Origin of the sequence: Posidoniimonas corsicana (assembly GCF_007859765.1) — a bacterium.
GTDB classification, from domain to species: Bacteria; Planctomycetota; Planctomycetia; order Pirellulales; family Lacipirellulaceae; genus Posidoniimonas; species Posidoniimonas corsicana.
This window is the reverse complement of record NZ_SIHJ01000001.1, coordinates 1,202,270-1,216,662: the sequence shown is the minus strand read 5'-3', so window position 1 is coordinate 1,216,662 and position 14,393 is coordinate 1,202,270. Positions and strand designations below refer to the sequence as shown.

The following is a 14,393-nucleotide window of genomic DNA, read 5'->3' as shown; positions in this document are numbered from 1 at the left end:
GAGAGGTCAACCTCCACGCGGAGTCTGCAGGCAAAACACCCTACCAACTGATTCCCGGACCTCGGCCGGGGGCGTCGCTAGTCGCTCCTGGTAGTGGGCGGCAGGGCCTTCCGCTAAGCCCCGCCCAATCGCCACGGCAGACGGCCCGATTAGAAGCGTACCGCAAGCGGATTCAAGGAGAACTGTAGTGGCCTCGGTATTGGAACGCGTCACGGACATCGTGGCTGAGCAGCTCGGTGTCGACAAAGAAAAGATCACCGCGGACACATCGTTCGTGAACGACCTCGGCGCCGACTCGCTCGACACGGTCGAACTCGTGATGGAGCTGGAGGAAGAGTTCGACATCAATATCCCCGACGACGCCGCGGAGAAGATCCAGACCGTTGGCCAGGCGGTGGAATTCATCGAGGCCAACTCGGGGAGCTAGCCCCGCCGACGGCGGGGCGGCCGGCGTCTGTCAGAGGACGCCTGCCGCCGGTTCCGGGTAACGCCGGCGCGTGCAACGGCGCTGGGCCTCGCAGCCCGGCGCCCTTTTTTTTGGGCTCTGTGCGTCCGCGGACGCGTCGGCCCTCGAACGCGACTTTCCTCCGACACTAGACAGCGGGCGACTGCTATGAAACGGCGTGTGGTTGTAACCGGCATGGGCGTGGTGAGCGTCCTGGGCTGCAAGGTTGACGAGCTCTGGGCCAACATCCTGGCCGGCAAGAGTGGCATCCACGAGCTCAAGGCGTTTGACACAACACGCCACAAGGTCAAGTTCGGCGGCGACATCTACGACTGGGACCCTTCGGCGTACATCTCGGCGAAGGAGGCTAAGCGCATCGACCGGTTCACCCAGTTCGCCCATGTGGCGGCGGTGGACGCAGTGAACGAGTCGGGGCTCGACTTCGCGAATGAGGATCTGCGCCGGTGCGGCGTAATCATCGGTTCAGGAGTCGGCGGCCTGACCGAGATCGAGGCCCAACAGACCCGGCTGATCCTTAAGGGGCCGGACAAGGTTTCTGCGTTTACCATCCCGAAGCTGATGGTCAACGCGGCCTCGGGCCACGTGTCAATCCACTACGGCCTGAAGGGCGTCAACGTGGCGGTTGCGACCGCCTGCGCCAGCGCCACCAACGCCATGGGAGACGCCTTCCGCGCCATCCAGTACGACGACGCCGACGTTGTCATCACGGGCGGCAGCGAGGCGGCCTGCACCGAGATGGGCCTCGCCGGGTTCGCCAACATGAAGGCGCTCTCCGAACGCGGGCACGACCCACAGGGCGCCAGCCGCCCGTTCGACCTGGAGCGGGACGGGTTCGTCTTGGCAGAGGGCGCCGGCGTGCTGGTCTTCGAGGAGTACGAGCACGCCAAGGCGCGCAATGCGCCGATCGTTGCGGAGATTGTTGGCTACGGCGCTAGCGGCGATGGCGGGCACATCACGCAGCCCGACCCGAACGGATCGGGGGGCGCGTGGGCGATGACCTGCGCCATGCGGGACGCCAAGCTGAACGCAGAGGATGTCGACTACATCAACGCCCACGGGACCAGCACGCCACTGGGCGATAAGGCCGAGACCCGCGGCATCAAGTCGGTGTTCGGCGATCACGCCTACAAGCTGAACGTCTCGAGCACGAAGAGCGAGCTGGGCCACTTGCTGGGCGCGAGCGGCGGCGTGGAGCTCATTCTCAGCATCAAGGGTTTGCTGGACGGCGTCTGCCCGCCCACCATCAATCTGCAGAATCCTGACCCCGACTGCGACCTCAACTACACGGCCAACGAGCCGCAGCAGCGGGAGATGCGCGTGGCCCTCAGCAATAGCTTCGGATTCGGCGGCCACAACGGATCGATTATCGCCGCGAAGCTCTAACGGCACGTGCTGTGCGGCTTGCCGTGTTTCGGGGCGAAAGCTTGCGTCGTTGCGCGCCCGTGCCTAGCTTCAAGCTTGGCGGCGGGCGGCAGGCGCCCGCCCTATTGGAACAGGACGGCTCGCCCCAATGACCTGGCCCAGGCCGGCAGGCCCGCTACTGCTATTGCTGGCTGCCGCGATCGGCGCCGCTCCCGTGCCGAGCACAGCGGTCAACCTGCGTATCGACTACAGCCAGGATGGATCCGGCTTCTTCAGCGCATCGACCTCCCAGGGCCAGCAGGCCCGCACTGCGGTTGAGGCGGCGGCTGACTACTATAGCGCGATCCTTGAGGATCAGCTTTCGCCGGTGTCGGTGCCAGCCCGGTTCTTCGGCGTCGGGGGCGGCACGGCGAACTTCTACCTGCAGTTCGCCGACCCGAACCACCCGACCGACGCCAGCCGAGCGGTCAGCCTCGCCTCCTACGATTTCGCCCAAGACGAGTACGTCGTGTTTGTAGGCGGGGCGGCGCTTGCCGGCTCCCAGATCGCCAGCGCTGGCGTGGGCGGATCCAGCTACGACTACCGTCTGTTCACTCAGAGTGACGTGACGCAGGTCGAGCAGATCTACGAAGCCTTTGTCGCCGACTATGAGACCCGCGGCCAGTCGTCTGGGTTTGCCCATTGGGGTGGGACGATCTCATTCGACAACGACGGCAGCACCACCTGGAATCGCGACGTCGGCTCACTGCCGGGGGCGGGTGAGACGGACCTCTACTCGGTGGCCCTCCACGAGCTTGGCCACGCGCTTGGATTCGGCAGCGCAACCCTGCAGTCCGAAGGGTTGGTGGACGGGGCGAACCGGTTCATCGGAGCGGCCGCGGTAAATGAGTATGGCGGGCCGGTACCGCTCAACCCGGCCGCCGGCCACTGGGCCGAGGGGGTAACCTCCACCATCCTGGGATCGGTAGTCCCGCAGGAGGCCCTGTTTGACCCTAGTTTCAACGGGCCGGTGAGGAAGGAGCTTACCGCGCTGGACGCCGCCGGGCTGGCGGACCTGGGATGGAGCGTCGTGGTTCCGGAGGGAATCGCCGGAGACTTCAACCGTGACGGCGCCGTGAACGCCGCGGACTACACGGTTTGGCGCGACGGCCTGGGCGGAGCCTACTCCCAAGCGGACTATCTCGTTTGGCGTCAGGCCTACCCCGCGAGCGGGGCGGAGGCGGCTGCCTATTCTGCGGCGCCTGCCCCGTCCTCGCTCCTGACGCTGGTCCCGCTAGCGGCTTTCGCGCTCGGCCCGGGCGTCCGGCGAGCATCCGTCTTGCGGCGTTGACGCCGATGCGCGTACTATCCGCCCCCCAGCGGGTCGATCACGGCTCGCACCGCCCCCGGTGGAAGCGTCCGCCCGATCGACGGGAGTACCCCCAATGCGTAGCTTTCGACTCGCCGCCCTCCTCTGCACACTTGCCCTGGCGCCAGTAGCGGTCGCCCAGCAGCAGGACTGGTCGGCGCCGGCGGCCGACTCCCGGTACGGCGCTGCCGCAGGCGGTCCTCCGCCCGCAGCCGGGGATGCCCGCTACAACCAGCCCGGCGCGCTGCCAGCTGGGTCGCCGGCGCCAGACAACAGCATCACGCCGCTTCCCGGCGCCACGCCACCGGCGGCAGGCGCTACGACCGGCGGCATGACGCCATTGGGCGGCGCCTCCGCCAGCCGGGCCCGCGTGACCAAGGGGGCCGCGACGCTACCCAACGACCACGGTCAGGTGATGCGTGAGTACGACATCCGCCCCTACACGCTGCGGGCCGCCAACACGCCGCACCCCGAGCAGACCATCGTCGACTGGGTGCTGCGAGAAACCGGCTACGAGACTTGGCATTCCGAGCCGCTGGGGATCCTCAGCGCCACCCGCGAGTCGCTCCGCGTCTACCACACACCTGAGACGCAGGCAATTGTCGCGGACATCGTCGACCGGTTCGTGAACACGCAGCACGAGTCCAAGGCGTTCGCGCTGCGGATCGCAACCGTGCGCAACCCCAACTGGCGGGCGAACGCTATGCCGCTGATGACCGCCATCCCGGTCCAGTCCCCGGGCATGCAGGGCTGGATCCTGCCCAAGGAGAATGCCGCGTTGCTCATGGCGGACCTCGTCCGAAGGGCCGACTACCGGGAGCACAGTGCTTCGGGGCAGTTGGTCCTGAATGGGCGTTCGTCGGTCATGTCGACGATGCGGCCCCGCCAGTACATCAAGGGCATCGTGCGGACCCAAAATACTTGGCCCGGCTTCCAGCCGGAGACCGGGGCTCTTGAAGAGGGCGCTAGCCTTGAATTCGCTCCGCTGCTCTCGTTCGACGGCGCCACCGCGGACGCGATCCTTAAGATCCGCGTCAATCAAGTGGAAAAGATGCAGCAGGTCCGGCTCGACATCCCAACCCAGATGGCCGGCCCGCAGCGGATGGAGATCGAGGTTCCGCAGCTGACTTCGGCGACGATCCACGAGCGGTTCCGCTGGCCCGCCGACCACGTCCTGCTGCTGAGCCTGGGCGTGATCGCTCCGCCCACGCCCGACAAGGGCAACCAACTGCTGAACATGATCCCCGGCGTTAATGCACCGCCTCGGGCCGACGGGCTGCTGTTCGTTGAGGCGAAGGGGACCGCCACGCCGAGCTCGAGCCCGGGCGCCGCGCCCGCCACGGCACAACGCGCCACCAGCGGTTTTACCGGTAGATACTAATCCGCCGAGCGCTATACTGATTGACCCTCCCCGGATTATGCCGACCCCGGCGATTTGGTAAGCTGCGTAGACTATGAGCACTCTCCCCCCCGCCAGCCGTGTGGTGATCACGGGCATCGGCCTGATCAGCCCATCCGGATGCACGCCCGACGAGCTGTGGGACGCCCTGTCTTCTGGCCGCAGCGCCATTGGCCCGTCGACGCTTGTTCCTGAGCAGGCGGGGCCGATGAAGATCGCCGCCGAGGCAAAGGGGTTTACGGGCGCGATCGGCGACTTCGGTGACCTAGATGGGAAGCTGAAGAAGTCGATCCGCAAAGCCATCAAGATGATGTGCCGCGAGACGCAAATGGCGGTCGCTGCGGCCCAGCTGTCGCTTGCCGATGCGGGCCTGGGGGAATCGGACTGCGACCCCGAGCGTACGGGGGTTGTCCTGGGCAGCGACTACATGCTGACCATGCCCGAAGACTACGTGCGGGCTGTCGAGAAGTGCGCCGAGGACCACCGGTTCAACTACGGCCGCTGGGGCGACGAGGGGCTTGCCGAGATCGAGCCTCTCTGGATGCTGCGTTACCTGCCCAACATGCCGGCAAGCCACATCGCGATCTTCAACGACCTCAGAGGGCCAAACAACTCGCTCACCATGCGGGAGGCGGCTGGCCTCATGGCGGTTGGCGAGGCCTACCGCATCATTTCACGCGGCGTCGCCAGCCGCATGGTCGCCGGTGCGACCGGCACCCGACTGATGCCGATGCAGGCGATTCACTCGATGCAACTCGAGCAGCTGGCGCCCGCCGATGGCGACCCAGCCAAGGCGTGTCGACCGTTTGACAAGTCCCGGCAAGGGATGGTCGCCGGCGAGGGCGCCGCGACCATCGTACTCGAGTCGCTCGAGGCGGCCGAAGCGCGGGGCGCTAAGATCTACGCCGAGGTCACCGGCTTCGGCGCCAGTCAGGTGGCCGACACCCAGCTCAGCGGCGACACCCAGGCCGCACTGACCAACTCGATGCGGGCCGCGCTTAAGGACGCCGACCTGCAGGCAGGTGGAGTGGGGCACGTTAGCGCGAACGCACTCGGGACCACCGACGGTGACGCGGCCGAGGCCCGGGCGATCTCTACCGTCTTCGGAGCCGACGCGGCCAGAGTGCCCGTCACCGCGCTGAAGAGTTACTTTGGAAACCTGGGCGCCGCGGGTGGCGTGGTCGAGCTCGTCGGCGGTGTGCTCGCGCTGCGGAGCGGAACGTTGCCGCGCGTTCTCAACTACCAGACCCCCGACCCCGAGTGTCCCGTTCAGGCCGTCCGCGAAGACGGGCAGCCGGCCGGTGCGAGTGTGTTAGCCAACAGCGTGACCCCCCAGGGGCAGGCTGCGACGGTTGTTGCGGTTGCCGCGGACTGAGCCAGACCCGCGACGCCAGCGGCGGTTGACACGTCTAGGCATCAGGGCTAGTCTGCTAGTAACTCACTGACCTCGTTCGGGGCCCCTCTACCGGGCGGCTCCTGACAGCCGGCGAAAGCCGGCTTTTTGCGTCAATGGGGGCGATGCGGACCGCGGTGTGGGAGCTGAGGGGTCCGCTGGTACAACCCGACAACCCGATTTGCCCGGCGGCGGGCGACATTCGCCGCGAAGGAGCACGAAGCCATGAACGCCAGCGAAATCCTGCGGATCGTCGATGCCATCCACCGCGACAAAAACATCGACAAAGAGATCGTCTTCGAGGGCATCGAGGCGGCCCTGGTTTCTGCTCTGAAGAAATACCACGGCGAAGAAGCCGAGATTGACGTCAAGATCAATCAGGAGGACGGCTCGGTCACCGCCGTCTGCGAGGGCGAGACCCTCGACTCCGAGGAGGTCGTCGGCCGCATTGGCGCTCAGACCGCCAAGCAGGTGATGATCCAGAAGATCCGCGAGGCGGAACGCGACGCGCTCTACGACGAGTACGAAGAGCTCATTGGTCACATGGTGAGCGGCGTTGTGCAACGCTACGAGGGCGCCGCGGCGACGGTTTCGCTCGGCAACGTCGAGGCGATCCTGCCACGCAGCGAGCAGATCCCCGGTGAGACCCACCACGCCAACGAACGCGTCCGCTGCACCGTCTACGAAGTCCGAAAGGCCGGCAGCCGGGTCAAGGTGATCCTGAGCCGCCGCGCGCCGCAGTTGGTGCAAAGGCTGTTTGAGCAGGAGATTCCAGAGATCTCCGACAGCGTCATCGAGATCAGAGCGATGGCCCGCGAGCCCGGCTACCGTTCCAAGGTGGCGGTCAGCAGCAGCGACGCCCGCGTCGACTGCGTCGGAGCCTGCGTAGGCGTCCGCGGCAACCGAATTAAGAACATCGTAGACGAACTCTCTGGCGAACGGATCGACATCGTCCGCTGGGATGATGACCTCGAGGTGCTGATCCCGAACGCCCTGCAGCCGGCGGAGGTCGACCAGGTGATCCTGTGCCGGATCCTGGGCCGCGCCATCGTGCTCGTGCGTGAAGACAACCTGTCGCTGGCGATCGGCCGCCGGGGGCAGAACGTACGCCTGGCGAGCAAGCTGTCCGGCTGGGACATCGAGATCATGACCCAGGAGGAACTCGCCGAGTCGATCGACCGCGCCGTTGAGGGCTTCAGTGGCATCGAGGGGGTCACCTTCGAGCTGGCCGAGAAGCTGGTTGAAGAGGGCTTCCTCAGCTACGACGACCTTTCCATCATCGAGCCGGACGATCTGATGCAGATGGGCGGACTGACCGAGGAGCAGGTCGACAAGATCGTGGAGCAGGCCGAGGCCCGCGCCGAAGAGGCCGAGGCCGCCGCGGCTGCGGCACGTCGCAAGAAACACGAGGAGGAACGGCAGGCCGAGCAGCTTGCCCAGCAGCAGGCGGCGGAGGAAGCCGCTGCGGCCGAGGCGGGCGACTCAGAGGATGGCGTCTCAGCGGCCGAAGGCGAGCAGGACGCCGCTGGTGACGAGCCGGCCGACGCGCCGCCCGAAGAAGCAGAACAACCGGCCCCCGAAGCAGCAGAAGATGCCTCGGAGGAGCCAAAAGAGGCGCCGGCCGAGGGCTAGAGGCGCTAAATTTGCGCTAATCCCCGTCCCCGGCACGCTGCCCCCCTTTTAACAGCGACGCCGAACGGCGATGATAAAGGGCTTGGCGGTCGCTCACGGGAGTGGGCGGGCACACTACCAGCGTCCGGCGGACCGGGCGTTACCCAAGCGGAGGCGCGCGTCATGGTTTCGTGATAGGTACTAGCGAGAACTTGCCGGAACCACCCACCGGGGTGATTCGGCGAGCAAACGTGAACGAACGCCAGACGCACGTCGAGTTCAACGGAGAACACTAGTTTGGCGGTTCGTATCTACTCACTGGCCAAAGAGCTAAACGTCGACAGCAAAGAGCTGGTCGATATCTGCACCCGCGCCGGAGTGCCGGGCAAAGGATCTGCCCTGGCGAGCCTTACCGACGACGAGGTGTCGAAGGTCAAGCAATTCATGAGCGGCGCCAAAGAAGCGCCCGCCGCCAAGGGGAAGTCGGCTCCGCCGCCCCCGATGCGTCCGCCCGAGAAACGCGGCGACGACCGGATGAAGGTCATCGTGACGCCCAAGGCCACGGGTCCGCGGCTCAGCTCGCGACGCGGCGAAGCCGCGCCGCTCGACGATGAGCCGGCTGTCAACGAAGTGCCGGAGGCCGCCGAGGCCATCGCCGAGCAGGAGTCCCCGGTCGACGCCCCGCAGGTTGAGCAGCCCGCCGCCGAGGTCCAAGACGACGCTGTCGTCGAGCAGCAGGAAGCCGCTAGCCAGGAGGCCGAAGCCGCCGCGGCCGAGCACCGCGAGAAGCTCGCCAAGCCGGGCCCGCTGGCCCGCATGGTGCGCAAAGAGGATTACATCGGCCCGGCGAACGCCGGCACCGGGAAAATGCCGGTAGTGGGCGCCGGATCCGACCAGCGCAAGGGCGGCGCCAAGAAGCCGGCCGAGGCGAAGGCCCGCCCAGCGGTCCGCCTGGCCGCGGTGCCCGCCAAGACCCAGCCGAAAAAGGTCGAGAAGCCGAAGGAAGAGACCAAGGCTCAGAAGCCGGTCATGACGCTGCCGACGGAGGTGCTCGGCGCCAACAAGCTGGGCAGCAAGCCTCTCGCTCAGCACCTGCGTCGCGCCGAACGCACGCTGGAGGCCGAGCAGATCCGCGAGCGGGCCGGCGGTGGCAAGTCAAAGGAGATGGTTGACGATGACGGCCGCCGCAAGTCGGGCCGTCCGATGCTGGGTGGCCGCGAGGCGCGCCAGCTCAACCGCGACCGAGGCGGCTCACGCCGCCAGCGCCCCGGACTCGGGCGGCGTGTCCGCCGCAGCCGTCGCTCGGGCGTCAACACCGCCGCGCCGCGGAAGGGTCGCATCGAGGTCCAGCTGCCGTGCACCGTGAGGGACCTTTCCGAGTCGGCCGGCGTGCCCGCTCGGGACATCCAGCGGATCCTCATGGAAGAGGGTGTGATGGCCACCATCAACACGCCCATGGACCCGGACCTGACGGAGTTCGTGGCGGCCGAACTCGGCCTGGACGTCGACTTCCTGCAGCCCGAGACCCTGGAGGACAAGGTCCTCCGCCGGCTCGACGAGATGGAAGATCCCGAGGGCGACCTGGTGGACCGTCCACCGGTAATCACCTTCTTGGGGCACGTCGACCACGGCAAGACGTCTCTGCTCGACAAGATGATCGGGATCGATGTCGCGAGTGGAGAGAGCGGCGGCATCACCCAGCACATCCGCGCCTACCAGATCGACAAGGACGGCAAGCCGATCTCGTTCGTTGACACGCCGGGCCACGAGGCGTTCACCGCCATGCGGGCCCGCGGCGCCAACGTGACCGATATCGCGGTCATCGTGGTCGCCGCCGACGACGGCGTTATGCCACAGACCGAGGAGGCGATCAGCCACGCCCGCGCCGCCGAGGTTCCGATCATCGTCGCGCTCAATAAGATGGACCTGCCCGGCGCCGACCCGATGAAGGCGATGACCGGCCTGAGCCAGAACGGGCTGCAGCCCAGCGAGTGGGGCGGCGATGTGGAGGTCGTGAAGACCAGCGCCGCTACCGGCGAGGGCATGGACGAGCTCCTCGACACCATCCTTACCGTCGCCGAGCTGCACGAGTACAAGGCCAACCCCAATCGCGCGGCGATCGGCGTCTGCCTCGAGGCGACCCAGGACGCGGACCAAGGCGTCCTGTCGAAGGTCATCGTCGAGACCGGCACCCTCCGCGTGGGCGACATCGTCGTCTGCGGCGACGCCTACGGCCGTGTGCGGTCCATGACCGATACTCTGGACAAGAGCCGGCGGCTCGAAGAGGCCGGCCCCACTGTTCCGGTCAACCTGGCTGGCTTCGACATCGCTCCGCCCGCTGGCGAACGCTTCTACGTGCTGGACGACATCTCCCAGGCACGCGAGATCGCCGAGACCCGGGCGCACCAAACCCGCTCGGAGTTCCTCGGCGCCACGGGCTACCAGCACGTCACGCTCGAGACCCTCTTCGACCGTCTCGACGGCGTCGAGGAGGTGCAGACGCTCAACCTCATCCTGCGGGCCGACGTCCGCGGCTCGATCGAGGCGATCCAGAAAGAGCTGGCGAAGCTTGAGCACCCAGAGGTGCGTCTGCGGATCTTGCAGGCCAGCGTCGGCGGCGTCACCGCTGCGGACATCCATCTGGCCGACGCGTCAGACGCCATCATCATCGCGTTCAACGTCGTCCCAGAGGAGTCCGCCCGCTCGCTCGCCGAACAGTCGGGCGTCCAGGTCCGCCGTTACGACATCATCTACAAGATCACCGACGAGCTGCGGGCCGCGATGGAGGGCATGCTCCGTCCGGAGAAGATGGAAGTCTCGCTTGGCCGGGCCCTCATCCAGCAGGTGTTCAAGATCAGCCGTATCGGCGCGGTCGCCGGCTGCCGCGTGATCCAGGGCGTTGTCGAACGCAACGCCCGGGCCCGCGTAATCCGCGACAGCACGATCATCGGCGACTACCCCATCGACACGCTCAAGCGGGAGAAGGACGACGCCAAGGAGGTGCGGGAGGGCTACGAGTGCGGCATCAAACTGGCCGGCTTCAACGACATCAAAGAGGCCGACCTGCTTGAGTTCTACAAGGTGGAGGAGATCGCCAGGAGCTTCGACGACTGACGCGGCGCCGCCGCAAGTCGACCGGCCGGGACGCGTGCGCGTCGCCGCGCCCGATAGTTCCTCGCTGATAGTTCTGGGCTGCCTCAATGACCTCAAGACGCGTACTCAAAGCCGCTGAAGCCATCCGCGAAGTTGTGAGCATGGCGATCCTCACCGAGATCCGCGACCCACGGGTGTCGGACGTCACCGTGACCTACGTTGAGGTTTCGCCGGACATGCGGCAGGCCAAGGTGCACGTGTCTGTCATGGGCGACGACGCCAAGGGCAAGCTCTGCCTGCACGGTTTGCAAAGCTCAGCCGGCTTCTTGCAGAGCAAGATCTCGCAGCGGATCGACACCCGCTACACGCCACAGCTGAAGTTTGAGCTCGACATGGGCGTGAAGAACTCCATCGCCATGACGAAACTGCTCAACGAGGTTCTCGAGGACCGCCCAGAACAGCCCGGTAACGATCCGGACAGCGACGAATCAACCACGCAACCAGACGACTGACAGCCCACGCTTTTTGCTTAAATGGCCGCATCCAACCGCGCTAACCGCATCACCAAGCTCGTTTCGAGCCTCAAGAAGCACTACAAGCCCGTCGCCTGCTCCAACGAGCGGACGCTGCTAGAGAACCTGGTGTTCGCCTGCCTGCTCGAGGGCTCGCCGCACGCCGAGGCCGAGGCCGCATTCGAGGGGCTCCAATCAAACTACTTTGATTGGAACGAGGTGCGTGTGAGCACGCGCCGCGAGCTGGCCGAAGAGCTGAAGATGCTCAACGACCCCGACGCGGCCGCCGACCGGCTCAAACGCACGCTCCAGAGCGTCTTCGAGGGACTGTACACGTTCGACCTGGAGCCGCTGAAGAAGCAGAACCTGGGTCAGACGGTCAAGCAGTTTCAGTCCTACAAGGGCGTCACGCCGTTCGTAATCTCATACGTTACGCAGGCGTCGCTCGGCGGCCACTCGATCCCGGTCAACGAGGGGTTGTTCACGGCCTTCGTGACTCTCGACATCACCACTCCCGCCGAGGCCAAGGCGGGTTCGGCGCCCGGACTCGAACGCGCTATCCCCAAGGCGAAGGGCGTCGAGGTCGGTTCAATGTTGCACCAGCTTGGTGTGGAGGTCGGCAAGAACCCGTACGGGCAAAACGCCCGCAAGGTCTTGCTGGCCCTCGACCCAGGTTGCAAGGATCGCCTGCCCAAACGTCCGCCGAAGCCCGAGGCCAAGCCAAAGCAGGGGGCCGCCGCCAAGAAGTCGGCCGTCGCGAAGAGGGCGTCGTCGTCGGACGCCGCGACCAAGAAGAAGGTCGCCCCCAAGAAGTCTGCCCCAGCAAAGGCGGACGCGGCCAAGTCGCCCGCGCCCAAGAAGGCGGTGAAGAAGAAGGTCGCGAAGAAGGCCGTCAAGAAAGTCGCCAAGAAGAAGGTCGCGAAGAAGTCGCCTGTAAAGAAGGCGAGCCCCGCCAAGACCAAGAAGAAGTCTGCCGCCAAGCGCAAACCAAAGTAGCGTCCCCGCCGTGGCTTCGAGACCGTCCTTCAACACGCTGCTCTGCGCGATCGCCGTGGCCCCGCTGCTGGCGTCAGCCGCCGATGAACGGCCACTGACCGAGGGCGAGCAGGACCGCGCACAGGCAGCGGCCAGCTACGCCCTTGGCAAGACGCTCTACGCCCAGTCGGACCTGGCCGGCGCCCTGCGGGCGTATCAGCGCTCCTGGCGGTGGGACCCAACGCAGACCCAGCTGTTGGACGAGGTCATCCCACTGGCTGTCAGCCTGGGCCACGGCGACGAGGCCATCCGCTACGCGGTGATCCAATCCCAAGCGGGCGGCGTTGCTCCGGAGATGCTCCGCCGGCTCGCCCTGTTTGCAGCTGAGTCGCAGCAATGGCGGCAGGCGGCGATCCTCTACGAACGCTGGCTAGACAGAGCGCCCGAACGCGACGCTTCGTTCGAGAAGGCGATGATCAGGATTGAGCTGGGCCGTCTATACCAGCAGCTCGGGCAGTACGAAGACGCTTCGCGGAGCCTGGCGATCGTGCAGCAGGAGCTGTTGGATTCACCCGAGTCGGACGCGGCGCGTCGTCTCACGTCGGCGCTGGGAGGCTCGCTGGCGCAGGTCTACGAGACCTTCGGCCAATGCCACCTCGAGGCGGGTAAGCTAGGACTTGCCGGCCAGGCATTCGCGCAGATCGCCGACGGAATTGACGCCGAACCGGGGGTGCAGTTCTGGCTCGCGAAACTGGCTTTGGCGAAGTCTCAGCCCCTTGAGGCCTACTCACAGCTACGCGAGTACTTCCAGCAGCCGGGCGATCCGTACGGCGCCGATCCGTACAGCCTGCTACGCGCCACCCTTACGCAGTTGAATGACCGCGGGCGGTGGCCGGTAGAGCTCCAAAGAATTAGGGAGGAGCGTCCCGACAGCCTATACGCCCTACGGGCCGACGCGGTGCAGCGATCTGATTCGGGGTGCCCGGATGATGCCGCGTCGCTGCTGCGCCGATTGGTCGACGCGGCGGTCGGATCCGAGGCGCCCATCGACGAGGAGACCTTCAACGAGTCCGCCAACTGGCTTATCAAATACTACACAGAGGCTGACGACGCCAACCGCATCCTGCCATTGATCGAGCAGCTCGGGCAGGTTGACCCATCGCTTGCGGACCACGCCGACGCCCTCAAGAGCGCCATGCGCAGCGATGCGTTCGCGAGTCAGATCGCGACCCGCCTGCAAGTTCTGCTTAACGCCGAACCGGCCGCTGCCGAGCGGCTGCTTCCGGCGGCGCGTCTTGCTGCGATTTCAGGTCGGCACGAGCTAGCGGTTGAGCTCTTCCGAAAGGGAATCGGAGCGGTTGACCAGAACGCCGGCCCGCTGACGCTGGACTTCGCCATCGGCCTGATTCTAGCGGACGAGGGTTCGCTGGCGGCGGGGCTCATCCGCGACGGACTCAATAACGGAAGCCTCGAACAGGATGACCCTGCTGCATGGTACTACCTGAGTGCCGCCCTGCCCTGGCAATCAAACCCGGATGACGCGGTGAATGCCGCACGCAAGGCGGCGGAACTGGCCCCAGACTCTCCCGACTTTGCGGCCCAGATCGCCCGCGTGCTGCAGGCCGCCGGGCGTGAGGAGCAGGCGGTAGAGCAGTACGCGGACCTCCTTGGTAAATTCGACGACGAGGTCGACGACTCTGCGCGGCAGCCCCTCCGCGAGGCACGCTTGAGCTACTCCTATTTGCTGCTGAAACTCGGCAAGACCGACGCGGCTATTGAGCAGCTGCAACTTGTGCTCGATGAGTTCCCCGGCGACCCTGGCGCTAGCAACGACCTTGCCTACCTATGGGCGGACCGCGGGCTCCACCCCGAACGGTCTCTGCGGATGGCGCAGTCGGCGGTCGATGCGGAGCCCGAAAACCCGGCCTACTTGGACAGCTACGGCTGGGCCCAGTTTCGACTGGGGCGCCACGATGAAGCGACCACCACCCTCCGCAGGGCGGTCGCGTTGACCGCGACCCCGGACGCCGAGATACTCGATCACTTAGGCCAGACGCTCGCCGCCTCGGGCGAGGCCGACGCCGCACGTCGAGAGTGGCGGCGAGCCATCCAAGCGCTGGCCGAGCAACCCGAACGCAAAGAGCTGCGCGAAGCCATTCTTGGCAGGATCGACTCGCTCCAGCCCGAGAGGCAGCAGCCGGCGCCCAGCGACGCCGAGTAGTAACCACCACACC

At 66.3% G+C, this 14,393-nt stretch carries 10 protein-coding genes; all 10 read left to right on the top strand.

All coding sequences use genetic code 11. The features are described 5' to 3' along the window. The first annotated feature begins 187 nt into the window (after positions 1-187). The 10 genes from KOR34_RS04590 to KOR34_RS04545 all read left to right on the top strand — a co-directional run bounded on the left by KOR34_RS04590 (position 188) and on the right by KOR34_RS04545 (position 14,380). Complete coding sequence (locus tag KOR34_RS04590; protein WP_146562610.1) at positions 188-427, top strand: acyl carrier protein; 240 nt, start codon at positions 188-190, stop codon at positions 425-427. A gap of 186 nt (positions 428-613) precedes the next feature. Further along, the gene (gene fabF / locus KOR34_RS04585) at positions 614-1,849 is read left to right on the top strand and encodes a beta-ketoacyl-ACP synthase II (protein ID WP_146562608.1); all 1,236 of its coding nucleotides are present in this window, start codon (positions 614-616) and stop codon (positions 1,847-1,849) included. Positions 1,850-1,976: 127 nt separating this feature from the next. Continuing rightward, complete coding sequence (locus KOR34_RS04580; RefSeq protein ID WP_146562606.1) at positions 1,977-3,158, top strand: hypothetical protein; 1,182 nt, start codon at positions 1,977-1,979, stop codon at positions 3,156-3,158. A gap of 94 nt (positions 3,159-3,252) precedes the next feature. Beyond that, positions 3,253-4,557: a hypothetical protein gene (locus tag KOR34_RS04575; protein ID WP_146562604.1), complete on the top strand. Its 1,305-nt coding sequence runs from the start codon at positions 3,253-3,255 to the stop codon at positions 4,555-4,557. 73 nt (positions 4,558-4,630) lie between these two features. Continuing rightward, a complete protein-coding gene (locus KOR34_RS04570; RefSeq protein WP_146562603.1) occupies positions 4,631-5,950 on the top strand; it encodes a beta-ketoacyl-[acyl-carrier-protein] synthase family protein in 1,320 nt (439 codons plus the stop codon). A 243-nt stretch (positions 5,951-6,193) separates the two neighbouring features. Next, a complete protein-coding gene (gene nusA / locus KOR34_RS04565) occupies positions 6,194-7,600 on the top strand; it encodes a transcription termination factor NusA (protein WP_146562601.1) in 1,407 nt (468 codons plus the stop codon). 276 nt (positions 7,601-7,876) lie between these two features. Beyond that, positions 7,877-10,693, top strand: coding sequence for a translation initiation factor IF-2 (gene infB / locus KOR34_RS04560; RefSeq protein ID WP_146562600.1), 2,817 nt, complete (start codon positions 7,877-7,879; stop codon positions 10,691-10,693). A gap of 140 nt (positions 10,694-10,833) precedes the next feature. Beyond that, positions 10,834-11,184 (top strand): 30S ribosome-binding factor RbfA, encoded by a 351-nt coding sequence (rbfA, locus tag KOR34_RS04555; protein ID WP_390620771.1) that lies wholly within the window; start codon positions 10,834-10,836, stop codon positions 11,182-11,184. 21 nt (positions 11,185-11,205) lie between these two features. Continuing rightward, positions 11,206-12,180, top strand: coding sequence for a hypothetical protein (locus KOR34_RS26420; protein ID WP_197531144.1), 975 nt, complete (start codon positions 11,206-11,208; stop codon positions 12,178-12,180). A 10-nt stretch (positions 12,181-12,190) separates the two neighbouring features. Continuing rightward, on the top strand, positions 12,191-14,380 hold the full coding sequence (locus KOR34_RS04545; protein ID WP_146562596.1) for a tetratricopeptide repeat protein: 2,190 nt from the start codon (positions 12,191-12,193) through the stop codon (positions 14,378-14,380). The last annotated feature ends 13 nt before the right edge of the window (positions 14,381-14,393 follow it).

Coding starts and splice junctions, on each gene's coding strand:
- fabF (WP_146562608.1), top strand. CDS start 614: ATGAAACGGCGTGTGGTTGTAACCGGCATGGGCGTGGTGAGCGTCCTG.
- KOR34_RS04580 (WP_146562606.1), top strand. CDS start 1,977: ATGACCTGGCCCAGGCCGGCAGGCCCGCTACTGCTATTGCTGGCTGCC.
- KOR34_RS04575 (WP_146562604.1), top strand. CDS start 3,253: ATGCGTAGCTTTCGACTCGCCGCCCTCCTCTGCACACTTGCCCTGGCG.
- KOR34_RS04570 (WP_146562603.1), top strand. CDS start 4,631: ATGAGCACTCTCCCCCCCGCCAGCCGTGTGGTGATCACGGGCATCGGC.
- nusA (WP_146562601.1), top strand. CDS start 6,194: ATGAACGCCAGCGAAATCCTGCGGATCGTCGATGCCATCCACCGCGAC.
- rbfA (WP_390620771.1), top strand. CDS start 10,834: ATGGCGATCCTCACCGAGATCCGCGACCCACGGGTGTCGGACGTCACC.
- KOR34_RS26420 (WP_197531144.1), top strand. CDS start 11,206: ATGGCCGCATCCAACCGCGCTAACCGCATCACCAAGCTCGTTTCGAGC.